23 protein-coding genes and 3 tRNA genes are annotated in these 26,718 nt (G+C 45.3%); 15 read left to right on the forward strand and 11 right to left on the reverse strand.

Annotation, left to right across the window (positions count from 1 at the left end):
• Positions 1–182: 182 nt before the first annotated feature.
• Entirely contained in the window at positions 183–803 is a 621-nt protein-coding gene (locus tag M1D72_RS01965; protein ID WP_456295348.1) for a LysE family translocator, read from the reverse strand.
• 342 nt (positions 804–1,145) lie between these two features.
• On the opposite strand from M1D72_RS01965, the gene M1D72_RS01970 reads away from it, so the two are divergent.
• The gene (locus tag M1D72_RS01970) at positions 1,146–2,480 is read left to right on the forward strand and encodes an aminotransferase-like domain-containing protein (RefSeq protein ID WP_456295349.1); all 1,335 of its coding nucleotides are present in this window, start codon (positions 1,146–1,148) and stop codon (positions 2,478–2,480) included.
• 1 nt (position 2,481) lies between these two features.
• Here M1D72_RS01970 and M1D72_RS01975 read toward each other — a convergent pair whose 3' ends face one another.
• Together M1D72_RS01975 and M1D72_RS01980 are read right to left on the reverse strand one after the other, a co-directional pair.
• Entirely contained in the window at positions 2,482–3,534 is a 1,053-nt protein-coding gene (locus M1D72_RS01975) for an alpha/beta hydrolase (RefSeq protein WP_456295350.1), read from the reverse strand.
• A gap of 70 nt (positions 3,535–3,604) precedes the next feature.
• Positions 3,605–5,761, reverse strand: coding sequence for a TonB-dependent siderophore receptor (locus M1D72_RS01980; protein WP_456295351.1), 2,157 nt, complete (start codon positions 5,759–5,761; stop codon positions 3,605–3,607).
• Positions 5,762–5,887: 126 nt separating this feature from the next.
• On the opposite strand from M1D72_RS01980, the gene M1D72_RS01985 reads away from it, so the two are divergent.
• The 5 genes from M1D72_RS01985 to M1D72_RS02005 all read left to right on the forward strand — a co-directional run bounded on the left by M1D72_RS01985 (position 5,888) and on the right by M1D72_RS02005 (position 9,583).
• Positions 5,888–6,814, forward strand: coding sequence for a helix-turn-helix transcriptional regulator (locus M1D72_RS01985; RefSeq protein WP_456295352.1), 927 nt, complete (start codon positions 5,888–5,890; stop codon positions 6,812–6,814).
• 251 nt (positions 6,815–7,065) lie between these two features.
• A complete protein-coding gene (locus M1D72_RS01990; protein WP_390194870.1) occupies positions 7,066–7,491 on the forward strand; it encodes an organic hydroperoxide resistance protein in 426 nt (141 codons plus the stop codon).
• Between the two features lie 160 nt (positions 7,492–7,651).
• Entirely contained in the window at positions 7,652–7,942 is a 291-nt protein-coding gene (locus M1D72_RS01995; RefSeq protein WP_456295353.1) for a DUF1330 domain-containing protein, read from the forward strand.
• Between the two features lie 187 nt (positions 7,943–8,129).
• Complete coding sequence (locus M1D72_RS02000; RefSeq protein ID WP_456295354.1) at positions 8,130–8,957, forward strand: helix-turn-helix domain-containing protein; 828 nt, start codon at positions 8,130–8,132, stop codon at positions 8,955–8,957.
• Positions 8,958–8,974: 17 nt separating this feature from the next.
• Entirely contained in the window at positions 8,975–9,583 is a 609-nt protein-coding gene (locus M1D72_RS02005) for a LysE family translocator (protein ID WP_390194863.1), read from the forward strand.
• 37 nt (positions 9,584–9,620) lie between these two features.
• Here the strand turns inward: M1D72_RS02005 and M1D72_RS02010 are convergent, their stop codons facing one another.
• Genes M1D72_RS02010 through M1D72_RS02020 form a run of 3 tightly spaced genes read right to left on the reverse strand, consistent with a single transcriptional unit; the run spans position 9,621 to position 11,895 of the window.
• Positions 9,621–9,857, reverse strand: coding sequence for a non-oxidative hydroxyarylic acid decarboxylases subunit D (locus tag M1D72_RS02010; RefSeq protein WP_456295355.1), 237 nt, complete (start codon positions 9,855–9,857; stop codon positions 9,621–9,623).
• Positions 9,854–11,302 (reverse strand): non-oxidative hydroxyarylic acid decarboxylases subunit C, encoded by a 1,449-nt coding sequence (locus M1D72_RS02015; protein ID WP_456295356.1) that lies wholly within the window; start codon positions 11,300–11,302, stop codon positions 9,854–9,856. Before M1D72_RS02015 ends, M1D72_RS02010 begins: the two co-directional genes overlap by 4 nt.
• A gap of 23 nt (positions 11,303–11,325) precedes the next feature.
• On the reverse strand, positions 11,326–11,895 hold the full coding sequence (locus M1D72_RS02020; RefSeq protein WP_456295357.1) for a non-oxidative hydroxyarylic acid decarboxylases subunit B: 570 nt from the start codon (positions 11,893–11,895) through the stop codon (positions 11,326–11,328).
• Positions 11,896–12,082: 187 nt separating this feature from the next.
• Here M1D72_RS02020 and M1D72_RS02025 point away from each other — a divergent pair, with 187 nt between their 5' ends.
• Complete coding sequence (locus M1D72_RS02025) at positions 12,083–12,499, forward strand: MarR family winged helix-turn-helix transcriptional regulator (RefSeq protein ID WP_456295358.1); 417 nt, start codon at positions 12,083–12,085, stop codon at positions 12,497–12,499.
• A 59-nt stretch (positions 12,500–12,558) separates the two neighbouring features.
• Here the strand turns inward: M1D72_RS02025 and ushA are convergent, their stop codons facing one another.
• Complete coding sequence (ushA, locus tag M1D72_RS02030; protein WP_456295359.1) at positions 12,559–14,244, reverse strand: bifunctional UDP-sugar hydrolase/5'-nucleotidase UshA; 1,686 nt, start codon at positions 14,242–14,244, stop codon at positions 12,559–12,561.
• A gap of 743 nt (positions 14,245–14,987) precedes the next feature.
• Here ushA and M1D72_RS02035 point away from each other — a divergent pair.
• The 5 genes from M1D72_RS02035 (at position 14,988) to M1D72_RS02055 (ending at position 19,142) form a co-directional block, all read left to right on the forward strand.
• On the forward strand, positions 14,988–16,064 hold the full coding sequence (locus M1D72_RS02035) for a hypothetical protein (RefSeq protein ID WP_456295360.1): 1,077 nt from the start codon (positions 14,988–14,990) through the stop codon (positions 16,062–16,064).
• Between the two features lie 132 nt (positions 16,065–16,196).
• Positions 16,197–18,545 carry a sensor domain-containing diguanylate cyclase gene (locus M1D72_RS02040; RefSeq protein WP_456295361.1) on the forward strand — a complete coding sequence of 783 codons (2,349 nt, stop codon included), beginning with the start codon at positions 16,197–16,199 and terminating at the stop codon, positions 18,543–18,545.
• Positions 18,546–18,784: 239 nt separating this feature from the next.
• Positions 18,785–18,860, forward strand: a tRNA-Gly gene (locus M1D72_RS02045).
• A gap of 92 nt (positions 18,861–18,952) precedes the next feature.
• Positions 18,953–19,039: transfer RNA gene (locus tag M1D72_RS02050), tRNA-Leu, on the forward strand.
• A gap of 29 nt (positions 19,040–19,068) precedes the next feature.
• Positions 19,069–19,142: transfer RNA gene (locus tag M1D72_RS02055), tRNA-Cys, on the forward strand.
• A 70-nt stretch (positions 19,143–19,212) separates the two neighbouring features.
• Here M1D72_RS02055 and M1D72_RS02060 read toward each other — a convergent pair.
• Positions 19,213–21,246 (reverse strand): methyl-accepting chemotaxis protein, encoded by a 2,034-nt coding sequence (locus M1D72_RS02060; protein ID WP_456295362.1) that lies wholly within the window; start codon positions 21,244–21,246, stop codon positions 19,213–19,215.
• A 219-nt stretch (positions 21,247–21,465) separates the two neighbouring features.
• Here M1D72_RS02060 and M1D72_RS02065 point away from each other — a divergent pair, with 219 nt between their 5' ends.
• Positions 21,466–21,873 (forward strand): GFA family protein, encoded by a 408-nt coding sequence (locus M1D72_RS02065; protein ID WP_456295363.1) that lies wholly within the window; start codon positions 21,466–21,468, stop codon positions 21,871–21,873.
• A 34-nt stretch (positions 21,874–21,907) separates the two neighbouring features.
• A complete protein-coding gene (locus M1D72_RS02070; RefSeq protein WP_456295364.1) occupies positions 21,908–22,564 on the forward strand; it encodes an HAD-IA family hydrolase in 657 nt (218 codons plus the stop codon).
• On the opposite strand, the gene M1D72_RS02075 is transcribed toward M1D72_RS02070, so the two are convergent.
• Positions 22,561–22,998: a DUF4174 domain-containing protein gene (locus M1D72_RS02075; protein WP_456295365.1), complete on the reverse strand. Its 438-nt coding sequence runs from the start codon at positions 22,996–22,998 to the stop codon at positions 22,561–22,563. The genes M1D72_RS02070 and M1D72_RS02075 overlap by 4 nt on opposite strands.
• A 215-nt stretch (positions 22,999–23,213) precedes the next feature.
• Between M1D72_RS02075 and M1D72_RS02080 the strand changes: the two genes are divergently transcribed.
• On the forward strand, positions 23,214–23,540 hold the full coding sequence (locus M1D72_RS02080) for a nitrous oxide-stimulated promoter family protein (protein WP_456295625.1): 327 nt from the start codon (positions 23,214–23,216) through the stop codon (positions 23,538–23,540).
• A 31-nt stretch (positions 23,541–23,571) separates the two neighbouring features.
• Here the strand turns inward: M1D72_RS02080 and M1D72_RS02085 are convergent, their stop codons facing one another.
• Positions 23,572–24,729 carry an MFS transporter gene (locus M1D72_RS02085; RefSeq protein WP_456295366.1) on the reverse strand — a complete coding sequence of 386 codons (1,158 nt, stop codon included), beginning with the start codon at positions 24,727–24,729 and terminating at the stop codon, positions 23,572–23,574.
• 244 nt (positions 24,730–24,973) lie between these two features.
• Positions 24,974–26,626 carry a BCCT family transporter gene (locus M1D72_RS02090; RefSeq protein WP_456295367.1) on the reverse strand — a complete coding sequence of 551 codons (1,653 nt, stop codon included), beginning with the start codon at positions 26,624–26,626 and terminating at the stop codon, positions 24,974–24,976.
• Between the last annotated feature and the right edge of the window lie 92 nt (positions 26,627–26,718).

Genomic DNA, 26,718 nt, shown 5'->3' on the forward strand with positions numbered 1-26,718 from the left:
TGAATGTCGTTATTTGATATGTGTTCTAATTATTGTTGTGTGATTTAATATTGATCGGATGTAGATTTGCCCTCAAGAACAACCGCCTAATACCAAGCTGGCTAATTGAATGAAAACAAAGGATTAGATATAAAAAAGCCAAGGTGGAACCTTGGCTTTTAAACAACATGTCTTAGCGGGGTTTAGCTCATGAAAAGCCAAATTGCGACACCCACCATTAACGTCCCCGCGACTCGGTTCATTAATCGAACATTTTTCGCGTGGCCTAATGCACGCTTGAGTCCTTTTCCACCTGTTGCGTATAGCGTCATGCAGACAAATTCAGAGATTAAAATAATACCCACTAACAGCGTAAGTTGGGGAGTCAGTGGCTGGCTTTGGTCAATAAAAGGCGGAAGCAGTGAGATCATAAACGCCCAACCTTTAGGATTGGCGATCGCCGTGACAAAGCCTTGTACAATTAGGTCCCAGTCACTGCCTGTACTCACTTGTTCGACACCATCACTTATTGCCAATTTCCCTCGAGAACGCCATAACTGAATGCCAAGATAAAGCAAGTAACTGGCTCCAATGATTTTAAAGGCGATAAATATCCAAGGGTATTTGAGCATCACTGCAGCGATACCGATGACCGACGCGATAGCGACCGCTCCAACGCCAATTAATTCGCCGATCATCATCCACAATGTACGCTTGTAGCCGATGCTCATACCAAGACTTAATGCCAGCGTCATGCACATTCCCGGTGTAATAGACACAAAAAAGAAGGTTGGGATAAAAACGCCCAACAATGCGGTATTCATGCAGTACAGCCTCCAAGCAACATGCATCAAAAGAGTGAGAAACATAGGGTAGATCGAATAGGCATGATGCCATAAATGGAGTGAAGCACAATCACTATTTATGCAGCAAATTCGCCATAAATAATCTGTGTTAACAATAAGACGAATGTGGATTTAGCATCGATCCATTGGGCGCGATTTCGTGAATAGAACATCCAAGCTTCAATAAAAACATACGGTTATTGTGTTTATTAACTCATTTATATAGTTTGGCTGCACATAACTTATGTTTATAAAACATTTGCTTTGTCGATGATGAAATTTAAACTAACTCATCGGCGCAATGTATCCAGGAGTGATGTAGTGAGTGAGACCAAATTTAGGCTAATAGCACGTAAGATTGAAGAAAGGATCGAACAAGGCGAATATCCCACTCATTCCAAACTTCCTCCGCATCGGATTATGGCCGATGTGCTCGAGACGACGCCGACCACGATTGCCAAAGCCTATAACTTACTGGCAGACAAAGGACGGGTTGAATCGTTTGTAGGTCGTGGCACTTTTGTTAAGCCCGCCAATGATGTAGAACCCGCCCCTTCACTGGCAGAACAAGGATTTGATTTCTCGATTACTCAGCCGTATTTGCCAGAAAATCTGCCTTTTATTAAAAAGGCGATGGAGAAAGTAAGCCGTAACTTAAATTTGCAACAACTGACCTACATTGAACATTCCGGCTTAGATGCACATCGGCAAGCTGCGGTGGAATGGGCGAAACGCTATGGTCTTGAAGGCGGAAATACCGACAATACTCTGCTTACCCATGGTGTTCAGCACAGCTTATCGTTGCTCCTCACGCTGTTAACCAGTGAAGGCGATTGTGTCGCGGTTGAGGCGCAAACCTATCCTGGGATGATCGCACTTGGCGACCTTCTGGGACGGCGTCTTGTTGGAGTGAAGATGGATGAACAGGGAATGACGCCACAAAGCCTAAAGCAGGTGATTGCTGAACATGCCCCTAAGGTTGTGATTGCGACCCCGTCTTTCCAAAATCCCACAGGGGCGACAATGAGTGTCGAGCGCCGTCAACAAATTGCGCAAGTGGTCGAAGACCATCAACTGTGGTTGATTGAAGATGATGCATTTGGTTTTCTCAATCCTCAGCCTGTTGCTGCCATCAGCAATTTTATTCCCCAGCGAGTATGCCATTTAACCAGTTTGTCGAAAGCGCTCAGCCCTTCTTTGAATTGTGGTTTCTTAAAAGCGCCATTATCTTTGATCGAGAAAGTTAATGCTCACTTACGTGCTAACGTTTACCTTTCGAGTTCGGTGGGGCATGCGACCGCGTGTGAACTCATTAAAACGGGTGATGCCTTTAAACTGGCGAGTGGGCAGCGGGAGATTGCCCAAGCTCGGCAAGCTATCGCGCGCCAAGTCTTAAACCTAGGTAGCATCCATACAGGGGGGTACCACATTTGGTTGCCCCTAGGATCGCAAACTCAAGTCCACTGGCTGGTGGAGCAAGCACATAAACAGAATATTTACTTGCGATCTGGCGACCAATTTACCGTCTCTGAGCCTGCTCAGCACTGCGTACGACTTTCTCTGATGTCAGTTAGCAGTGAGCCTAAACTTACACAAGGGTTAGTGATGCTGAATACCCTGCTAGACTCACTGCGTACTTCGGCTATCGCCAGTTAGTTTACTGTTGCTCAGATGATGGATAAAAATGCGCTTTGATGCGTTGTATCTCTTTAGGTGAGATTTGCATTAATGGCCAGCGTTCGCCTTTTTTGGCTAAGCTGTCGAGTGCTGACGCATCCGGTTTTAATTGGCTATTGAATCGCTGATTCAGGCGTTGATAGTTTTCTTTGATACTCTCGAGTTGGAGTTTTTCTGGAGCGGAATCGAGCGCATACCCATCAAATAGCCATTTCAACCCTTGATACACCGCTAAATGATATACGGTATGGTGGTCTTGTTGCGGGTAGTACTCGCTCTTAAACTGCAATTGACTGTTCGCTGAAGGAGCGACATCTTGACTAAAACGCTTGAGATTGTCGCGGTGAAAATTGTCACGACCAAGTCCCGGCGTAAAGGGATTATTTGCGATGGCTAAATATAGAGCCGCTGGGGTGGTGAACGGTTCGTTTAACTTAGATTTAAGCGTTTTATAATAATTTGGATAATCAAACCATAAACTTGGATCAATCGAGATAACTCCTTGAAAATACGTCTCGTGTTGGCTGAGTGCGTCTAAACTTATCAATCCACCTAACGAATGGCCAACCAGCAAATTGGGGTTTGTCGTGCGGTAGTCATGGTCAATTACGGGCATCAGCTCCGTGGTGAGATAGTTAAGAAATTGCTTGCCGCCCCCGGTATTTTTATACCAAGCAACGTCTTCTCCGCTGGGCAGTTTTTCGTAGTGGGTTGGGGTGTAATCGCGCATGCGATCCGTATTATGAATCCCGACAATGATAAGCTCTGGTACTTCAGCGCTAAGCCCTCCCTGAAATGAGTCTGCAATCCCAGACACTTGCAGCATCCGATTTTCACCATCCAATAGATATAAGACTGGGTAGTGTTTCTTTGGGGATTGCTGATAACTTCTTGGTAAGTGGACACTGTAATGACGGGTTTCATTTAATGTTTGAGAAGGGTGGCTAAAAAGCTCAGCATAGTTGAGTGCTGGCTCTGCACTGATTTGTGCGCTGAGTAGCGCAGCCATGGATGTGGCGAGTCGCTTTTTCATATCAATTCCTTAACGGCAAATGCAGGGAACAAGCCCCTGCATTGAGTCTGAATGTGGTTGGAGGAGACCGTTAGTTAAATTTGTAGGTAACGCCCGCCATGAAATTTGCTGGTTCACCATACATGTTGAAGGTCGATGTCGAGCCAATGCGATAGTAATACTCGCGATCAAACAAGTTGTAAACATTCAAAGACGCTTGAAGGTTCTCAGTGACATCGTAACGGATTGCAGCGTCAAAGATGGCGTATCCAGCTTGTTTGGTTGTCGCGCTTCCACGATTAAATGTGTATTCGCTGTACGCGGTCATCCCGGCACCCAGATGTAAACCAGGCACCACTGACGCAAGGTGGTAGTCCGTCCACAGTGATAACGAATGTTTGGGAATGGCATCAAACTTCGGATTATGATCACCGGATAGTTCGGTGATGTCGGTATAGGTGTAACCCGTCATCGTCATCCAGTTGTCTGTCAGGTAGCCCATGGCTTCGAGTTCAATCCCCTTAGTTTCTACCTCACCGGTCGCCACATAGGTACTAGAGATAGCATTACCGCTTTCATCGTAAGCTTGAGCGGCAATGTTGCGATCTTCCATGATAAAGGCGGTAGCACGAGTGTTGAGTTGACCATCAAGTAGTGACGATTTAACCCCGGCTTCCCATTGGTGGCCCTCTCGCGCTTCAAGCATATGGCCGTTGATATCTTGGCTAGTTTGCGGTTTAAACACATTGGAGTAACTGGCGTACAAACTATGCGTTGCATTGAGATCGAATACTAACCCCGCGTACGGAGTAAATTTGGCGTTGATGGAATCCGCATCTGTTGATGAGACTCCTGAAGACAAGGTCGTATTGGTGAGTTCAAGGTCGTACCATGACAGACGAGCACCAGTGATGATGGCTAATGGCTCCATAATACGCCATGTAGCCTTGGCGTATAAACCCAGTTCCGAGCTTTCTTCGTAGGCATTAGTGGTATAGTTGTAATCTGGTGTGGTGACGCTGCGCGGATCAAAGTCAAACACGTTGATTGACGAGACTAAATTTCGGTTGCGATACGTTTGGGTGTCGGCTTCAAAGCGTTTGTAATCGGCACCGACAACATATTCGCTGACATGACCAAGAAGGTCAAATGTTTGGCTGTAGTTAGCGTCGGCCGAAAAGTTTTTCTGTTGGTTAGCTTGGGCTGCAAACATTAACCCTGTGTTGCCATCGGCATCTACGGCGCCATTAGTGTATGTTTGCTCAAGCGAAACATCGTGGTCCATATAACGCAGGGCTATCTGGCCGACACCGCCATTGGCGAACGTATGTTGAAGGGCTGCGCCCAAATCGGTGGTTTCAGCGTCAAAATTGTCATCAGCCGAACCCAAATACGTGGTACGTTTAATGTCTAATAACGTACCATCGCTATAGGCAGGTAGGCCATTGGTTGGCACGATATCTTTCGTTTGGTGTAAGGCATAAACTGACAATAATGTATTGTCATTCAGGTCATATTCCAGAGTACCGTAGTAGGTGCCATTGTCATTTTCGTTGTCGTCAACTTGGTTCTTGATGTCCGCATTGGCGATAACTAAACGTCCTCTTAGAGTGTTATCGTCATTGAGTGCGCCGCCCATATCCGCTTCTAAATAGTGACGATTCCAAGAGCCATAGCGCGCCGTGACTGAAGCATTGAATTCCTCTGTTGGCCGTTTTAAGACCATATTAATCACGCCGCCAAGTTCGCTGCTGCTGTTGAACAGGCCAGAAGGGCCTCGCATGATTTCAACCCGGTCCACCGCGGCAAGAGAAGGCAGGTTACCGTAGCGGCTTTGCATTGGCGCGGGTAATCCATTGAGGTTAACTTCATCGTATTCGTAACCACGAGAAAAGATCGATGACCGCCCGCTGTCGTTCATCATTGTACGTAACCCCGGGGTATATTTCGCCAAGTCGTCGACAGCAACAAAGTTACGCTCTTCTATGTAGTCGTTGGTAAGAACCGATACCGACTGAGGAATATCTTTAAGCGCAGCAGGCGTTTTGGTACCAATCGTGGCAGAGTCGATGCCATAACCACCGGTTTGCTCGGATTGATCCATTGCAAAGAGTGGATTGCCATACACAATCACTTGTTCTGTTTCGCTTTCCGTGTCGGTATTTGCCAGAGCAGAGGCACTATTTAGTAATGCCATTGTAATCGCTAGAGCGAGTGGGGTACGCACCACATTCCGATTCGCCGTCATGATCAAAAACTCCTAAATCTATATGATAATAATTTTCATTAAGCTTTATTTGGCGTTAATATATCACTCAATGTCGACGTGGAATTATGCGGCATGTTCATTTAATTATGGGAAATGGTCAAAAGCATGATGAATCAACCAATACTGCCTGATACTCAAGTTCGTAAGCGTGGCTTATTTACTGGCCGTGTGGAAAATCTCGTCGTCCAGCCGGGGGTTCGGTTCCATAACAAAGATATTGTTCATCGCGCTGATTTTCATAGCCAACGTCAGCTGGAGGCTCAGCTGATTATCGCCTTGCAACTCGAGAGCAAGGCGCTTATGTGCTACGGCAATAAACAGGCGTTAAAAGTAGGCCGTTTTGATAAGTCGGCGCCAGTGTTAGCCACTGCCATCTATTACGCCAAATCCGACGTGGTCGAAGGCAGCGCCAAAGCGTATGTGCGTAGCCGGAGCATTGTGATTTCTCTCTCGTTGCCATGGATTGATGGTCAGTTGAAAGCAAAAGATCGAGATGCCTTTCATCATATGTTTGATAAGCATTTGTCTCGATTTGATTGGTCTTTACCGCTGCATTTAGGGCAGTTGGCAGAGGCGCTCAATTTGACCAGCAGCCAAACCGAAGCTGAGAACCAGTTACGTGAAGCCTTTACTTTGGCTATCTGGGAGAACCTTTTACTTCAAGCTAAGCAGTTGAGCTTTACCACACCAAATAAAACCTCGGTGCAAGCCACGCGTTTAAAAGTGTTTCTTCGTGATGAAGACACTCACGGAAGAACACTCGATGATATCGCAAGTCAGTTAGGCATGAGTGTGTCAACTTTGCAGCGCACGGCGCGTAAAGAATTAGGAATGAGCCTCAATCGCTATTTGCGTGAAAAGAAATTACATCAAATTCGAGTTTTGCTAGAGCAAAAGCCGATGAGTTTATCGGAAGCGGCAAGCCTCGCTGGCTATAACCACGTTACTAATTTTATTACCGCTTATCGCAAACTATTTGGTGATTCACCCAAGCATGCACTCAAAGCGCCCAATGCCATATCTCACCCTTAAATATAAGGTTGTATGATCATACAACCAAAGATCTTGGATGAGTCATGCTTTTTTATTAAATTAAATTGTGCACAATTTAATTGCTTGCAATCAAAAGGGGGAGCTGCTACCTTTATTGACATCGGGTCGCGAGACGCACCTTATATCAAACATTCGCATCTCACCCTTTATATCAAGGCAGAGGCCTTCGAATAAAGGGCGGTCAGTTGTAGATACGAATCGTCACTTTTAAACAATAACGGAGTATCATTATGTCTTTAGATAAAGTTCTGTATACCGCTCAAGCAACAGTTAATGGTGGCCGTGATGGTCGAGCGACTGCTGATGATGAAGCGATTGATCTAAAATTGACGACGCCAAAAGCACTCGGTGGTATGGGTGGTGACGGCACCAACCCTGAGCAATTATTTGCAGCGGGTTATGCGGCTTGCTTTACTGGCGCACTCAAGCTGGTGGCATCACAACACAGCGTGAAAATTCCAGAAGCTTCAACCATTGAAGGTTTAGTGGGTATCGGTCCAACCGAGAAAGGTTTCGGTATTGAAGTTGAACTTCGTATTAATGTTCCCGAGCTAGACAAAGCGCAGGTTCAAGAGCTTGTAGAAAAAGCCCACGAAGTTTGCCCATACTCGAATGCGACTCGCGGTAACATCGATGTGAAACTCACAGTGCTTTAATTCTCACTGTTGTATCACACAATGATTTGTCTAAACCGCTTGGGTTAAACGCCCAAGCGTTTTTTCATTATTTCGAACGAGTTGTTCTAATAAACTGAATCAAAGTTTATGCCGGTTAAGGCATGATCAGGCGAGAATCCATTAAAAAGAGGTAGCGGTAATGAGCGCATTTGTTGTTTTAATTCGTAACAACACCAACGATCAAGCTGAACTTGATATCTATGGCGCCTTAGCCAGTCAAGCTCGAGATGGCCATAACATTACGCCCTTAGCTTTTTACGGTGAACTGGAAAGGTTAGAAGGGCAGGAGCCAGAAGGCGCGGTTATTCTTAAGTTTGATGATATCGATGCGGCTAAGCGGTGGTACTACAGTCCTGAATATCAAACGGCTAAAGCGCACCGCAATTTAGGAGCAGATTACACCGTATTTATTCTCGATGGAGTACACTAATCCGACGAGACGCTAAAAAAGCTTTGCTAAGCCGCAAGGCTTTTGGCTCCGCTAAAAGATGCGATGAATGCTTATTGATTTGCGAAGCATGGTGACTCAAGTATAAAAAAGCGCAATTTTATTCTATTTTTGTTGGCTATCGATTCATATACTAAGCAAACGGTGGTCAATAGAAGTGGAAGAAAGGATGAAACAAGATCATTTTGAATATGCCAGTAGTCAGCATATTGAAGGTGTCAAAGCTTTTAACGCGACCATGACCTCGTTTACCTACGACAAGCATGCTCATGAAGAGTACGCGATCGGCGTGACTCGTAAAGGGCGTCAAGATTACTTCAGTGACGGAGCATTTCATAAAAGCTACGCAGGCAACGTGATGTGTTTTAACCCGGAACAAGTTCATGATGGTTCAGCCGGCGCGCACTCGACACTTGAGTACGATATGCTCTACATTCCACCGGCAAAGCTGATTCCACTAATGCGTACCATGGGGCTGACTCATCTTAACCAAGCGAGAGTGAGCGACTCGGTGTTCAATGACCCTATTTTGCGCCAGCAGATTCTTACGATGTGCTCGCTGCTAAACCAAGATGACAGCCAACATGTGGACCAAGAGGCGGGGTTGATTTCCATCGCGGAATCACTGGTACGTTTAAGCGGTGCAAAGGTGATAACGTCAAAATCTTATGCTAGAAAAGATACATTGTTGCTCCGTTCAAAAGAGTTCATTCTCTGTAACCTAGAGAATCCCATCACGTCAGATGATATGAGTGAAGCGGCGAATATGTCGAAGTATCATTTTATTCGTCTGTTTCGTGAGCAATTTGGTATTACCCCGCATCAATATTTACTCAATTGCCGAATTAATCGTGCGCGGCAAGCGCTAGAGCAAGGGACCTCAGCATTGGATGTTGCCCTATCTTTAGGGTTTTCTGATGCGAGTCACCTTAACCGTAAGTTCAAACGTGTTTTTGGAATAACCCCAAAACAGTATCAACGTCAGTTCTCGCGTTAACCTTCACTGAGAAAACTATGTTAGAAATCCTACTTTATGCGCTAGGCGTTATGTACACGCCTGGCCCGGTGAATCTTATTGCCTTAAATAACGGTATTCAAAAACAAGGCGCCCGTGCTATCCATTTTTATATTGGCGTGGGCGTGGCGATGTTTATCTTTTTCTTTGGCTTCTCTCTACTTGGCGCTGAGTTTATTCAACGTGATTGGTTATTTTATTTTTCACTGATTGGCTGCACTTACATCGTGTATCTTGCCTATAAAATTGCCAAGTCGAGTGTGGATTTATCTAAAGAAAAACCACACCAACAGCATTTGTCTTTCAAGGATGGTTTGTTGGTTCAACTGATGAATCCGAAAGGGTTAACCGCGTCACTACCCGTTGCGACGGTGCAGTTTCCCGCAGAACATATTACTGGTCATTGGATTGGTATTTGGAGTGTTGGGTTAGCGATATTGGCGTTTGGCGCGCCGTTTTCCTATTACTTAATTGGAAGAATACTGGGGCAACGAATTCATAACCCAATCTACTTTCGAGTGTTTAACCTTACCATGTCATGTTTTTTAGTGTTCGTTGCGGGTAGCTTAGTGTATGAAATGGAGGGGTTAACCGGCCATACCTTCTAAAAGCGCGCCCTCCATCGAGAAAGGCGCGTTGATAGAATTAGCGTTCTGATGGTGAGAGCAGTGGCGGTACACTTGGTACTTCCGGCGCATTATCTATATCTTGCTGAGTCATGCGAAACTCTTCTGGGTACTGCTCACGGCTGATTCTTCTTAGTGGCTCTGTCGAGCGCCAAGTATAAAGACAGCGTTGGCATTGATGAACTTTCCAGACATCGGGAACGGGCGATGTCGCTAATAGCTCAATATCATGGTGTTCGCAGCGAGGACAGATCATGATGTTTTCTCCTTTTTACCGGTTTGCTGGGCGATCAACTCGTTTAACTTACTGATCCACTCTTTGGTTTCTGGCAGGTCTTTTACCGGTTGGCTGTAATGCCCTCGATTATCTGGTGCTACAGGGGTTGTTGCATCAATAATCAATTTGTCGGTAATCCCCGCAGGCGAGGAGCCTGGGTCTAATTCCAGAACAGACATGTTTGGCAGTTGTACCAAATCACCCGCGGCATTGACTTTCGATGACAGGGCCCACATCACTTGCGGAAGGTCGAATGGGTCAACGTCTTCATCGACCATAATCACCATCTTCACATAGCCTAAGCCGTGAGGAGTCGTCATGGCTCGCATACCTACGGCGCGCGCAAAACCGCCATAACGTTTCTTGGTAGAAATAATGGCGAGTAAGCCGTGGGTGTACATGGCATTGACTGCTTGTACTTCAGGAAATTCCGCTTTGAGCTGTTGGTAGAGTGGCACACACGTCGCAGGACCAATCAGGTAGTCAACTTCTGTCCAAGGCATGCCTAAATACAAGGACTCAAAAATCGGGTTCGTGCGGTAGGAAATCTTATCGATACGCACCACCGTCATATTTCGGCCGCCAGAGTAGTGACCAGTAAACTCACCAAATGGGCCTTCAATTTCACGTTTACGGCCTTCAATTACGCCTTCAATTACGACCTCTGAGCCCCAAGGCACATCTAACCCCGTTAATGGTGCTGTTGCTATCGGGTAGGGAGCTTGACGGATCGCGCCAGCCATCTCATATTCAGATTGGTCGTATTTTAGTGGCGTGGCGCCCATTAAAGTGATGATTGGGTCATTTCCAAGGGTAATGGCTACGGGAAGATCGTCACCCCGCTCTTCGGCTTTGTGCAGATGCAGCGCGATATCGTGCATCGGAACCGGTTGTAGGCCTAATTTACGCTTACCTTTGACCTCCATACGATAGATACCGACATTTTGTTTTCCAAAATGATCAGGGTCGAGAGGATCACGTGAAACGACACTTGCTTTATCGAGGTAAAAACCACCATCGCCATCGTTGAGACGAAATAGAGGGAGAATATCAAATAAGTTGACCTCTTCACCTTCGACACTATTTTCTGCCCATGGTGGATTGTCACGACGTTCGGGGGCGATGGGGAATGTATCCCAACGACGGATAAACTCATCAACTTGATGTTTGGTGGTGGTATTGGCTGGAAGACCCATGGAAATCGCGTGATTTTGCCAAGAGCCAATGGTATTCATCGCAATGCGGGCATTATCAAACCCTTCAACGTTATCAAACCACAGCGCGGGTGAGCCTTCACCGATACGCCCTGCGGCATTGGCTGCTGCGGCAATATCAGGTTCAGCTTTTACTTGCTCAGATATCTTTAATAACTGGCCTTGTTCATCAAGCGCATCTAAAAAACTGCGCAAATCATCAAATGGCATATGTTTCTCCTTATGAGCGGTATTCACTTTGCGTGGATACCTTGCCAACGTTTGGCGAATGGGGAGTCCAAATCAAATTGGCCGAGTACTCGGGTGACAATATGATTTTCAATATCAGTGACCGACTTCGGGTGGTTGTACCAAGCCGGCATTGGGGGAACCATGGCCACACCTTTCTGGGCTAGAGCCAGCATGTTCTCGAGATGGACAGTGCTGAGTGGCATTTCTCTGGGGACTAAAACCAGTTTACGATTTTCCTTCATCACCACATCAGCGGCGCGGCCGATTAACCCTTCAGCATAGCCAGTGCGGATACCGGCTAGTGTTTTCATGCTGCAGGGAATAATGATCATTCCATCGGTTTTAAATGATCCGGAAGAAATGGTTGCAGCTTGATCCGATGCGTTATGGCAAACGTCGGCAAGGGCGGCGACATCTCGCGCCGAGTATTCCGTCTCAAGCTCAATGGTTGTTTTTGCCCAGCGGGACATGACTAAGTGTGTTTCTACATTGGGAATATGCTTTAACGCTTCAAGTAAGCGAACAGCTAACGGGGCACCTGTTGCACCCGTAATGGCAACAATTAACTTCATATTAAACCTTATTGTTCGTGTGCGAACATTTAGGCTACTCTAGATCGAGTTGAAACATTTAGCAATAGAAGGAGGGGTAAAAAGATCGTTGACGAACGAATGTAGCTGGCAAATTTTTGTTTAAGTTATTGTTTGAAAGAGAAATATGCTAATCTTCAAATAGGTAAGATTAGGTCAGGCACAAGGGATGAGTAACGAATTAGAGCAAGCTGCCTTTTACTTAATGCGTAAGCTATTTCAGGCCCATACCGCGGCATGGCAAAAAGCGATACCAGACTTAACTAAACCGCAGTATGCCGTGATGCAAGCGGTGTTAAATCATCCTGGAATTGAACAAGTCGAACTGATCGATGCGTCGGTAAGCACCAAGGCAACCTTGGCGGAATTGTTAGCTCGGTTGGAAAAGAGAGGGCTGATTTATCGTGAACAAGGTGAAAGCGATAAACGTCGACGTTTTGTTTTTCTTTCTCACCAAGGAAAGAAACTGCTCGAATCTGTCGCTCCTGTCGCTGCTCAGATTGATAGCCAATTCCTAAATAAACTTGGTATCGAGCAGCAAAAGCAATTGCTTGCAAGCCTGCAGTTAATGAATCAAGATATTTAACGTGATAATAAGCCGCTGCTCAAATATCGAGGGCAGCGGCTTTTATTGACGATGCGGTCTTATTCTACGCTAGCAATAACGCAAGATGTGCTACTTGAAGAGTTGGTATATACAATTTCTCCATTGGGTTCATAATCAGTCGCGTTGATCGAGCCTTGGTCGACAAAGTATTGATATAACGCATCGGCGTCTACATTGCCTGTCGGTAACGGGTCTATCTCAGGGTAACCATCACCACCCGCAGCACTAAAGTTTGAAATTGTAAACGTATAGCTCGCACTTGAGTTAAAACTTTGGCCGTTAATGGTATTGATTTCCACTGTACCTGCTTGGCAATCCACAGTCATACTGATATCCGCAAATTGAGCATACCCCCCTGAGCCTCCTTGAATTGTCGCTACGGTGTTGAGATATTCAGTGAGTTCGCTCCCAGTCATCGTGGCGAGCGTCACTAAGTTGGCAAAGGGTTGAACGGTGAGCACGTCTCGATAGGTGACGTCACCTTCGGCAATGGAAGCACGGACGCCACCCGAGTTGGTAATACCAAAATCTGCTTCCACTTGAGTTTTTTGTGCCGTGGCAATTAAGCGGCCTAGGTTGGTTTGTTGGCTTCGAACCACAGCACGTTCACCTTGAAGATCGCCGGTCAACGTAGCAATGACTTCGTCTAAGGCTTCTTGGCCTTCATCTTGATATGGCTGCAAACGCTGCTTGAGAGCATCATCTTCAGCGATTTCTGATTGAATAAACTCAAGGTCACCGTCCGCATTTTCGCGTTTTAAGTTCACGGGGATTAATGCATAACTCGCAAGGTGCAATTCGCCACCATAGTATTCAAAGTCGGCTCGACCAACGTATTTACCCCACTCATGTGCTTGCATGATCCAAGTGCCGTTTTGGCGGTCTGGTGTGCAATCATCTCCAGGTTCAAAGTCAGCGTAGCTGGTGTTATCCGAGGGTTCCATACATACCGGATTTTGCGAGTGACCACCGATAATTGCCGCTAAGTGCCCTTCTTCTAGTGAGCGAGCGAGCGCTACATCGCCGGGGGCGTTTGAGCCATGGAGCATATTCACATAGTGGCCCATATGGGTCGCTGCAATAATGAGATCCGCGCTGTCATCCGCTTCGATTTCGTCAATTACGCTCGCCATTTCTACTTTAGGATCGCGAAATTCTAGGCTACTTGTATACTGCGGATTGCCGATTTTTGCTGTATCTTCTGTGGTTAAACCGACGACAGCGATTCGCAAACCGTTGATCGTGAAGATGTGGTAAGGGTCGAAATAACGCGTACCGTCTTGGTTGTAAATATTAGCGGCAAGCATAGGGAAGTTGGCCCAACTCCGTTGCTGCTCGAGAACAGACAGCGGATTATCGAATTCGTGATTACCTACTGCCATGGCATCGTATCCGATGTCACTCATTCCGACAAAGTCAGGTTCAGCATCCAACATATCAGATTCAGGCACACCAGTATTGATATCCCCACCTGATAAAACCAAGGTTTCGCCACCGTTAGCTGAGACTTCTTGTTTGATTTGGTCAATTAATGTTTTGCGAGCGGGCATACCATATTCGCCATCACTGTTTTGCCAGAACCGTCCGTGGTTATCGTTGGTATGTAAAATGGTAAACTTAACGCACGATTCGTCGGTATCACAGGTCACGTTTTCTTCGTCGTCATTACATCCTGTTAATGCAATTCCAACCGCTATGGTTAACATTAATTTATTCAAGGTCATATACTAACTTCCATGTATTTTTGTATAGGGGGAAATGAAAATATAAATACATTTTGTGAAAGTCAAATTTCGTTTTTATTACTGTTTTTATCGTTTTTTACTATTTGTTATTAAACAATAATGGGAAGAGATAGTTACAAAGTTTGTTTATTTGTTGATAGCATCTCTTTTTATCGGTTATTTTATGGCTTAAGCAATTTTTGAATATTTTAACCATAAAAATACTTTTAAATAAGAAGGGTGTGGTTTTAATAACCTTATTTGTGTTTTTCTGTAATTTATTGTGCTAACTGATTTATTATCATATTTAATGAGTCACCATTTACGTCGGGGAGAAATTTGCTTCCAAAGTTGGTTTTTTTCTCTTGAGTTTTGTTAGAAATATATTGTATTTACATCATATTTTAAAACTATATTATCATTTGTGAGATTATTGTCTTTTGTTTTCATGTTTTAATTTTTTCTAGAGTGGTGAGTACTAACGAAAACATGTTTAATAATTATGTTGAAATAGTGACAATATAATTTTTATTCCTAGCCATTTACAATGAAAGAATAAAATGTTGAGTTTGATGTGTCTTAAAGTAAGAACAAGTTCGATCTTTGTTTCTTTTGAATTTGAACACTATTCTATTCTCGTCGTTCATTGACATGGATATGACGATAAATGTGCAATAAATTGAATACGTTGAACTAGTTTTAACATCATCGATGATGGTTTAAACACTAGGGTAGTATTCATAATGGTTGCAAGTACAACGCTATTGGCTCCAATGTTGAGTCTCATTCCTTTACCGATACCAAGTGATCAATCAGTGATGTTTACACATCTTTCTGCATCGGGTTACGCTCAGGGGAATGAAATCTACCCACTCATTATGGGTAAACAAGGTGGGTATGTATCCTCGGATCACGCTTATACACTGAATCAAGGTGAGGTTGGTGTGCAATATGGTGACTTCTCCGTCTCTTTATTTAGCCGCTATGAATGGTATTTAAAATTTAACCCCGACACCATGTCAATTTACGCTGGTTCCTTAGAGGGAGCGGATTTAGCCGTGGGGCGGGAATATCAAATCATGCTGGATGCCGAACATTTATACAGTCATGGGCTTCGCCTGGGCTGGAGTCATGATTGGTCCCCTCGCTTTACGACATATTTATCCGTGAGTTATTTGCAAGCGCAAGACATGCTGAGTGGGACTTTGCAAGGTGACGCGCAACGCGACGTTTTTGGTCAATACCAAGGCTTGCTCAACCTAAATTATGTTTATACTAATGACGTATTGTTTAATCGCACAACGAATGCGCCAAAGAGTGATTTTGGTTATAGCTCTGATATCGGATTTAATTGGCAGCCTAGTGACCATGTGTTCATCAGCGCTTGGGTTCAAGATGCCTTCAATGCGATTCGTTGGAAAGATCTGCCTCGTACTCAGGCTTATGCGAATTCCGCGATATCGATAACCGATGACCAAGGCAATGTCTCCATTCGTCCAATCGTTTTTGGCGTCAGTGATAGCGAAAATTATACCCAGCATTTACCCACCAAATATTATGCACGCACGGCCTTCCTATATGGTAATGGGGCGTTGGGTGTTAAAGGTTTGTACGTCGATGGACTTTGGCTCACGGATATTGAGTGGTTTGCTCATTGGACGCCTCAATTTTCGACGCAAGTGAGCGTTAATACACAAAGTCACGCGCTCGGTTTAAAGGCCAATTGGCACGGGTTTTATTTAGGACTTCGCAGTGATGATTTGGATTATCAAGCCGCGACGCATCTTGAGTTGAATACCGGTTTTAGCATTGCACTGTAAAGGCCATCACTGGGTAGGCTGTGCGCACTGACATAATACAACGAAAGAATGAGACAAACGGCTAACCTTTGCTATGGTTAAAGTAGTCAGTTAGTTGAATATTCAATCAATGGTTAGGTTAGTGTAAGCATTATGCCTGAGACTCTGCGTAAAAAAATAATTCAGCGGTACGAGCTACTTGATTCGTATGATCTAGGCCTTGCACCGCTTATGGATGCGCTTGCAACCTTATATGAAGTTCCCGTCGCCTTGGTGACGATTGCCGATGAAGGCCGGTCCGTTGTGCGTGCCAGTTATGGTACGACGCTAACCTCGATGCCGCAGAGTACCTCATTATGTCGGCACATTATTGATTGTGGGCAGCCATTAGTCATTGAAGACTTATCTCTTGAAGCTGAATCTGCAGCGTTATTCGAAGGTATGGGTAACGAGACTTTCCGTTTTTATACTGGCGTACCCTTGCAAATTGAAGAGGTGGTGGTTGGCACTGTGTGCCTTTTTGACCGCTCTCCTCGCTGTATTACGGCGAAGCAAATTGAAAGTTTGGAGCAAATCAGCCACTTGGTAAGCAATCATCTGTGTCTTGTCAAAGAGCATGTTCAACTGAAGTTGGAGCACAGCTTGCTTGATAGCTCACCGGCGGTATTACTAACATGGCATTACAAAAACTGTCTACTGCTGCAAAGCGTCTCTCGCAATATTAAAGATGTCACCGCAATTGAGTATGCTCAACTTATCGAGCACGACGCTTGCTTTGAGGATTTCTTAACCGTTGAAAGCCAGCAAGAGTTTGGCTTTTGGTTACAGAATCATTTAGATGGCGTCGAAAACGCGGAATGTCACCTCAATATCAAGCATCCAACTCGAACGGTTTGGCTGCGCATGCTGAGTAAAGCCTTCTTCGACCAAAACGGAAAACTTCATTCTATTCAAGCTATTATCACTGATAATACTGCCCACAAGTACATGGAAGACAGGCTCAGTGGAACCAATAAGCAAATGCGGCTGCTCATCGAAGCTTCTGGGTTGGGGACTTGGGATTGGAATATCATTGCTGATGCCACCAAAGTCAACAAACGTTGGTGCGACATTTTGGGTGTTGACCATGATTTCTATGATGGTACAAGCCAATTCTGGCGGCAGCGGATCCATCCGGCAGATCTCAGTAAAGTGGATGATGCGTTAGACAGCCACCTTTGCGGCCGAAGTGAAGCATATATGTCAACTTATCGACTCAAACACGGTGATGGCCATTGGGTATGGGTTGAAACTTATGGGTGCGTCGTCGAACGAAATGAGCTCGGACAACCATTGCGACTTGCAGGGACACATCGTGATATTACCGAACGCAAAGAAGCCGAATTATTCCAGCAGAAGCAGGGCCAATTACTGAGCTTTATTAACAATGCCCGTGCGGCGTATTTAGTCGATAACAATTTACCACGAGCGTGCCAAGCTATTTTGCCCGAACTGATTGATATTGCCGACAGCCAGTTTGGTTTTATTGGGCATTTAATCGAAGAGCAGGGCAAGCGGCGATTATTGATCCATGCGATTTCAGAACTGAGTTGGAATTCAACCAGTGAACAGTTGCTCGACCTTTACAAAGGGGGGGAGCTGTATTTTTATTCGTTTGATAATTTATTTGGTGAGGTGATAAAAAGCGGTGAAGAGGTGATCAGTAATCGCATGCATGTTCACACGAGTTCGAGAGGCACACCTGGAGGACATCCACCTATTTTTAGTTTTCTTGGACTACCGATTTACATTCAAGACAGACTGGTCGGCATGATTGGCCTCGCTAACAAAGCAGAAGAGTACAGCCAAAAAGATGTTGTCTTCTTACAGCCACTGCTTGATGCTTTAGGAGGGCTTTATTATGCCGTTGAGCTTGAACATGCACGGAGTGAAGCTGAAGAGCGACTAAAATATTTGGCGATGACAGACGCTCTGTCTGGGTTACCTAATCGCCGTGCCTTTATTGACCACTGCCGTAGTTTGGAAAAAGAAGGGGCGCCTTATGCGATTGCGATCATTGATATTGACCACTTTAAAGTGGTCAATGATACCTATGGACACGAAGCCGGTGATGCCGTGATCTGTCATATTGCGCAATGCATGAAAAGTAATCTACGCACAGATGATTTTGTCGCACGGATGGGCGGCGAAGAATTTGCAGTGATCATTAATCACACCGAACGTGATCATGCTGAAAAGGTGCTTGAAAATATTCGATGTTATATTGATTCTAACCCAGCTAAATGGGAAGAAAAGCCAATTCATGTCACGGTGAGTATCGGCGCGAATTGGTATCGCAAAGCGTCTATGCAGAACCTGAAGCGCCATTTGCACGATGCGGATAAAGCTTTGTATATGGCGAAAAATAGTCAGAGAAACTGTTTACAGTGGTATGTTCAAACTCTGGTGGATGCTTCGACTACACATGATGAGCCACAAAAAAAGGCACAAAATCGTCACTGACGCGGTTGTCTGCGTCATCAAAACCTAAAACTGAGCGACTTTGATGTCGGGTTTTAGGTTTTTTCGTTTATGTTATTGGGTTTGTTCAGGCGTTTATTTGACCGTATTGTTTGCGCTATAAACAGCGTGGCGTATTTTTTAGTCATTCGATTGATAAAACGAAATTTTATAGTTGACGGGATTTTTCAATCAGTTAAAGTACGCCTCGTTCCAACGGGGAAGCCCGATAAGAACACAATGCGACACTAGCTCAGTTGGTAGAGCGCAACCTTGCCAAGGTTGAGGTCACGAGTTCGAACCTCGTGTGTCGCTCCAAATTTCTTGAACCGGGTATAACCTGATTCATACAGATAGACAATACCGCTCAGCGGTGTTTAAGATGGTGTCTCCATCGCAAAATTTTGCGTGCCCTGGTGGTGGAATTGGTAGACACAAGGGATTTAAAATCCCTCGGCGTTCGCGCTGTGCCGGTTCAAGTCCGGCCCGGGGCACCATCTCTCTTTCTCTATCTAATTCAAAATATGGCGCGTTGGCAGAGTGGCTATGCAGCGGATTGCAAATCCGTGGACCTCGGTTCGACTCCGGGACGCGCCTCCATTTTCTTTTCTTCATCACTAAGAAAAAGACGCCCATAAGGCGCCTTTTACATTTTCCATCGGTAATGCGGTTAAACCTTAAAGTTCCCGACTTGAGTATCCAGTTCAATATATAAGTCAGAAATCTGCTGTGAGATGGATTGAATCAGTTCTGATACGGTTTTTACACCATCCGTTTGTTCTTTGAGTTGCCCTAGGTTGTCGTTAATTGCACTCACCAAGTTAAATTGTTCTTCCGTCGCATGCTCAGTTTGGCCCGCCATCAGTTGCACTTTTTCAAATGACTCTTCTAACGCATCAAAAATACGGATAACTTCATCAAAATTTGCCACAGTCGTATCTGCGTTTGTACGGCTATTATGAATGGCGGATGAGGATGCATTCACGTTGACTTTTAGTCGTTCAATCATCGTCTCGATTTCATCTGTACTTTGCTGCGTTCTTGTCGCGAGAGTGCGAACTTCATCTGCTACCACTGCAAACCCTCGTCCTTGTTCGCCAGCTCGCGCCGCTTCGATGGCTGCGTTTAGCGCAAGCAGGTTAGTTTGTTCGGCGATGTTACGAATAACTTCAAGTACCGAAGATATCGCTTCCGAACTCTTCTCAAGCTCTCCAGCGCGGTTTAGGGCTTCTTCAATATCAGACACAAGCGCATTAATCGCTTTGTGTGAGGTATTCACCGCAGAGACACCCTGCTGAGTGAGCTGGGTGGAATTATTCGCTTCAAGCGAAGTTTCTTTCGCGACATCGGACATATTCTGTGTCGAACGATTCATATCGTCCCCGGACCCGACAATAAAGTCAGAAGCTGAAACGAGAGCTTGAGTGATGTGCGCCGTTGTTTCTGATGTACTGTTCAGCTCACCTGTCATTCTACCAAGTGCCCTCGATTGCGAGTGAACACTACTTATAATCGATTGCAGCCGCTCAACAAATCCATCAAATTCATTGGCTAAGTCTCCGAGTTCATCTTTAGCTGAGGAATTTATTCTTTGAGTTAGGTCACCATCACCTTCGGCGATTTCTCTAATTCGCATTGAAAGATTTTCGACGTTATTGGTAATTTTACGAGGAACAAGAAAACCGACAATTAGCGACGTAACAAATGCGACTAGTATGACCACCATCGCAATCGATTGAAACTTTTCAATTCGAGACGTCAGTTGATCTTCCATCTCTCGAGCGTGTTGTCGAACGCGTTCTCCTGCTTTATCCAGCGTATCGCGAATAACATCAAAGCGTTGTTCCGCTAGGATGAGTGCATCTGGAATTTTTGCTTGCGCGGTAGCAGGGTCAGACGCCAAAAATTGCTTACTTTCGTCAAACCAATTGGTAAATAGCGCATCAAAATTGCTATACGGCTCCGTTAAGTGGGGTTCTTTTCGTAGGTAATTACGGTAGGAATGAAAACGCTGAATCACTTGATTGGCATTTTCTTCAAATATTTGACGATTTTCAGTAAAGTCACCCACTCCGTTGAGAATCTGTTGCTGAATCAATCGAGCTTGATAGATATCCCTATCCGCATTAAGAATTTCAGCGATGGCTTCAACATAGCGTTCAAGGTCAATTTGGGCGTCAGGTTGTGACTCGATTTCTCGCGCATAGACACGTAGCTCCTCTCCCGCGTCATCGAGCATTTTACGTAGTGTGAGAAATTGGCTATCCAAGGTCGTAAAATCGCTGTTTAGCTGAACTCTGGCACTAGAGAAAGACAGCAGGCTATCGCTGGCTTCTCGCCAATTGTTGTATTGGGCATCAAATGACTCAAATTCTTCAAGCAGCTCAGGTTCTTCACTTAAGAACTCCCGGTATTTAAAGAAGCGATCAGCGACTTGCTGCGCGTTTTCTTCAAACGTCGCTTTGTTCTCCTCAAAAGTTCCTTGCCCTCCAATCAAGCGCTCTTGAGCCAAACGGGCTTGATAGATATCTCGGTCAGCGTTAAGTACTTCAGTGATGGCCTCGAAGTAACGAGCGGCTTGTTGCTCGAGACCGTTTTGTTGCATTTTCGTCACAACTACCATCGACCCAAACAGTCCGCAGACTACAACAGTTAGGAAGATAACGGGAAGCATCAGTTTTATCCGTATTGAATGAATGCGCATGGTCGTCCTCAAGGTTAACAAAGGGGTGATTCTTTTGTGTTAAACAAAGTCTAGGCAAGAGGTTGAAACTGCGCAAATTTCCTTCAATCTTTTAGTTGAAAAATGCGTTAAGGCAATTTTTGTGGAACTCGAAGGCATGTTCATACTCGTCTGCTCATGAAGAGTGATGTAAGGTGTGAAGAAGTTTATTTTAATAGAGTTCACAAAGGAGTAGGGCAAATGGAATATCCGATTGAAGGGGCTTGTCAATGTGGCAACGTCCACTATCAACTGTTGGCCAAGCCTCTAATGGTGGTGGCTTGCCATTGTAAAGAGTGTCAAAAACTCTCAACCAGTGCATTTAGCATTACTGCCATTGTAAAAACGGAAGATGTTGTATTTGAAGGAGAGATGAAAGAGTGGCGCCGCCCAGCTGAGAGCGGTAATATCTCGGGCGCTATGTTTTGCCCTACCTGTGGAAATCGACTCTACCATTTTAATCCCGCGGACATGAGTACGCTAAAACTCAAACCGTCTAATTTATCAAATACCGATTTGATTCAGCCTACCGTTCACGCCTGGGTTAGTGAGAAGCAAGATTGGTACACGATACCTGAAGGTGTAAAAACGTTCGATAAACAGCCATAACTTCAGCTTAAGCCGCATTTTTACAGGAGAAAACATGGCAAAACTGGTTATTTTTGATTGTGATGGAACCTTGGTTGACAGTGAATTATTGTGCAATCAAGGGCTGTCTCAGCAGTTAGCATCAATTGGCGTTGATATCTCTGGGGATGAACTTGTCCAGCGTTTTCGCGGTGTGGAGTTTGATGTCATCTTACAAGTTTTAATCACAGAGCGAGGCATTAGCGTCCCTGAGAACTTTGAAGCTGATTATCGCCAAACGGTGACACGTTTGTTTGATCAACACTTACAGCCGATAGAAGGTGCATCGGCGGTGTTGTCACAGCTCAAGACCACTAAGTGTGTTGCTTCGTCTGCGCCTCGGACGAAGATTGAGCAATCGCTGACGGTCACAGGACTACGTTCGTATTTCGGCAATGAGATTTTTAGCTGCTATGACATTGGTGTTTGGAAACCTCAGCCTGATATTTTCCTGCATGCGGCCAAAGCAATGTCGGTGCAACCAGAGGAATGTTGCGTGATTGAAGATAGCGATGTTGGTGTCGCCGCCGCATTGGCTGCCGGAATGACATGTTTTCACTATCGTCCACATGGTCACCTGAAGAGTGTTCATGGTGAAATTCCATTTCGGCATATGAATGAGCTGCTTGAGTTAGTTCAAAACCACACAGATTCCATTTTGGGCTCACGTTAAACTGAACAGGGATCGCGCCGTTGTCGCATCTCTTCTTGTCGCATCGGCATGCCGTCGATGGTCTGAGTGATCAGAGGCCAATCAACTTCATGATCAAAGCGGAGTTTCTCTTGACCATCTTTGCCTATCAAAATCAGAGTGTGCTGAGAGGGCCTGACATCGTAATTCACAAAGAGTTGAGCGATATTGTACTGCTCCTTTACCCATTTGGGTTCGGAATCACCATCGGCTGCCAGAATCAAAGTAATCACATCACGCGCTTCTAATTGGCAATGATATTTCAGCGCCTGCAACTGGAACTCGTTAACTTGCTTGTCAAAGGTTGGAGCGAAGTAAAGTAAGCTACGATGCGACCAAGAGTTGGTGTAATTGGGGTAACTCCAAGCGGTTGTGGCGAACAACATGGAAATGATGACGTAGAAGAATCGATGCATCTTGGTACTCCCTTAATGATTTCCCTTTATACGTTGATTCTAGACTTTTGGATGACTTTTGCTGAAAGTGAATGAAAAGGAATGATATCAATAAACGCTGCTTTAAATGTTGTTAGACTAGCGGCAAATGAGTGGATTGAAGAACGGTAATGAAGGTACAAGATAACCAGTGGCTGATTCCGAGTTTACAAAAGGAGTTCAACACGGTTAGTGATATGGTCAATTTATATTGTCATGCTCACCATGACCGTCAGCAAAGTCTATGTGCCGATTGTCGGCAATTGATTCAATACGCCGAAACCAAGTTAGATCGTTGTCCGTTTGGGGCTGAAAAACCTGCTTGCAAACGTTGTCCCATACATTGCTATAAACCAGCACCAAAGCAAACCATGAAAAGAGTGATGAGGTATTCAGGCCCGAGGATGCTGCTACATCATCCGATACAGGCGGTGCAGCATTTACTCAAAGAACGTCAAGCACGGCCTAACATGCCTCCTAAAGGGCCATCGAATTGGCAATTGCGACGAAAAAAGGGGCATTAAGCCCCTTTATTAACATCGGAATCTTTCGAGTTTAACCAGCCATAGCGCGTTTATGACGCTTGATACTCATAACCATCATACAAAGGCATGTTGAGAATAGCATAGCGAACAGATAGCCGAATAGCCCATGCTGGGATTGCATGGATATGTCGGCCAATACTGGGCCAACAACCGAACCAACACTATAACTCAGTAGCATCACTTGTGTGATGGTGACGATTTGGTCCGCCGATACCGCTTTACAACCGAGATTAATCGCAATTGGATAGAGTGCGAAAATCGAAATGCCTAGCACAAATAGGCTGATACTCATCTCTATCAAGCTTGTGCTTAAGAGTGCCGTAATACTTGCGGCAGAGCCAATCAGACAAAAGCCGCCCATGAGCAATGTGCTACCAAATACTTTTGATAACCAGGGAACAACAGGCTGAACCGCCATCGCGCCTAGTATGATTAAAGCCATCAAGCTACCGATGTGTTGGTGTTCAATATGTTGCTTGCTAAGTGCCAGTGGCATCAGTCCGTATATTGCTCCCAACGTCAACCCAGAGACGACACAACCGATCAACGCGGCTTGATTGGCTTTGGTGACGCTTTTGAGCGATAGGCGGTGACTTTGATGGTGATTGGGCTGCTGACCACGTCCAACGAGCAATACCATCACAGCAAACAGTAAAAACGTGATCATTGTGATAAAAGGAATTGCACCACTTACGCCGATAAATCCTATACCAAATTGTCCGATTGAAGTACCGCCATACAAGGCGGCCATGTACACGCCTAAACGCTTGGTTCTCGCTTGTTCATCGCCAGAGAGTAACCACGATTCGACAACCACAAAAATACCTGCCACCGCTAAGCCAGCGACAAAGCGACTTGCTAACCAGGCAAACGCGTTTGGCATACTGGGCAGAGCGATGATCGTTAAGATAAGGGTAAGCAAACACCAAACAAAGGCATTCTTATGACCGATTTGACGAATCACTGGTTCAATGGCTACTGCGCCAATCAATAAGCCTGCATAAAACAGGCTCGCCAAACAACCGGCGAGTTCAGTATCCAAGCCATAAAACGTAAGCATTAAAGGGATAATGCTCATTAAATAACCGGATGCAACAGCATAAAGAGTTAATGCGATCACAGGAACCGTGACTCGCACGTTTGGAAGGTCTACCACAGAGGTACTCACAACACGCCTCAACTACGGAAAAAGTAAGAAAATTCATAACAGTCGGGCGCGACTATGCGCCTGATACTATCAAAGGTAAAACGAAAGGTTTTGGTCGAGACGATAAAAAATTTTTATATTTCGTGCGAAAAACGCAGCGGATTGAAATGGATTAAAAATGGCAGATCTAGGTTCGGCGCTTCAGCTTAAAAAGCACCGTTGAGAATGAAACAAGCCCTGACTGAATCAGGGCTTGGTGGAAGCGTTAGAGCTTAGGTTTTTTGTGCACTCTTGGTTCACTCATGAGGCCCAAGACAAGCGAAAACGACGCAATGAGCAGCACGATAGTAAATGGGAACCCAGTCGTTACCGCCATCGCTTGGGCAGCGGTTAGGCCGCCGCCTAACAATAAGGCAATCGCGACCAAACCTTCGAACGTACACCAAAATATACGTTGTGGTGTCGGGGCATCGACTTTACCACCGGCAGCGATGGTATCGATGACTAATGACCCAGAGTCCGAAGAGGTAATAAAGAACACGATAACTAATACAATACCGACAAACGAAGTGATGCTTGAAAGTGGCATTACGTGAAGCATCTCAAACAGTTTCAGTGGTAATACAGCATTCATCACTTCTTCATAACCATCATTGACATACTGACTGATCGCCGTTTCTCCAAACGCTGTCATCCAGAATACACACACAGTTGAAGGGACGAGCAGCACGCAGACGATGAATTCACGAACGGTACGACCACGAGACACGCGAGCGATAAACATACCAACAAATGGCGACCAGGAAATCCACCATGCCCAGTAAAATGCAGTCCACCCTTGTGAGTAGTTCACATCTTCACGCCCAAACGGCATAGAGAGAGCTGGAATATTGGTGATGTAAGCATAAATATTTTCAAAAAAGCCACCTAAAATCGCTAGCGTTGGACCGACTAAAACAATAAACACCAGCAAAATAGCGGCGAGCGCCATATTAATTTCAGAGAGGCGTTTTACGCCGCTATCTAACCCGGCAACGACAGACAATAGCGCCAGAGAGGTGATCGCGATAATCAGCACTATTTGCGTGGTGTCGGTCATTGGGATGTCAAACAGGTAGTTCAGACCAGTTGCCGCTTGCGATGCACCGTACCCTAAAGAGGTTGCCAAGCCGAATACCGTGGCGATGACCGCCAAAATATCAATGATATGCCCCGTCCAACCCCAAACGCGTTCGCCAAAAACGGGATAAAACACAGAACGCATCGTGAGCGGAAGGCCCTTATTGAAGGAAAAGATAGCAAGGCCTAAGGCGAGCAATGCGTAAATCGCCCAAGGATGAAGCGCCCAGTGATAGATGGTTGCAGCCATACCCAGAGCCGTTGCCGCGTCAGTATCACCCAATGCGCCGCCAAGCGGAGCCCAATCTGTTCGCACGCCGTTTTCGACGATTGGCCCGCCAAGCGCTGTCGTGAAGTGGGACATTGGCTCGGATACGCCAAAGAACACCAGACCGATCCCCATCCCAGCCGCAAAGAGCATCGCCAGCCATCCCATATAGGAATAATCCGGTGTCGAGTCTGTTCCACCAATACGTACTCGGCCGAGCGGTGAAATTGCAAGAGCTAAACAGATGACAACAAAAATGTTACCAGAAAATAGAAAGAACCAATCCAAGGTTGAGGTTAACCAAGCTCTGAGACTAACGAACAAGGGCTCGACTTGCTCTCGAAAAATCAGAGTGGCAAAAACGAATATGACAATCGCTAACCCGGAAATGGCGAAAACGCGGTTATGAATATCTAAACCAAATGGGCCTACGGAGACAACGACGTTGTCTTGTCCAACGGTATAATCAGTATCAATCGGCGTCGCCTTGCCACTTGGACGAGGTACGCCGCCGTTATCTTCATTGCTCATACGAACACTCCAGAAATGAGATTTTAATGCATGACTGTTTCATGGTTATACGTCTCAAATAAATTATAAAATACGAGTAACTATTTGCGATA

Source organism: Vibrio sp. AK197, assembly GCF_053903115.1.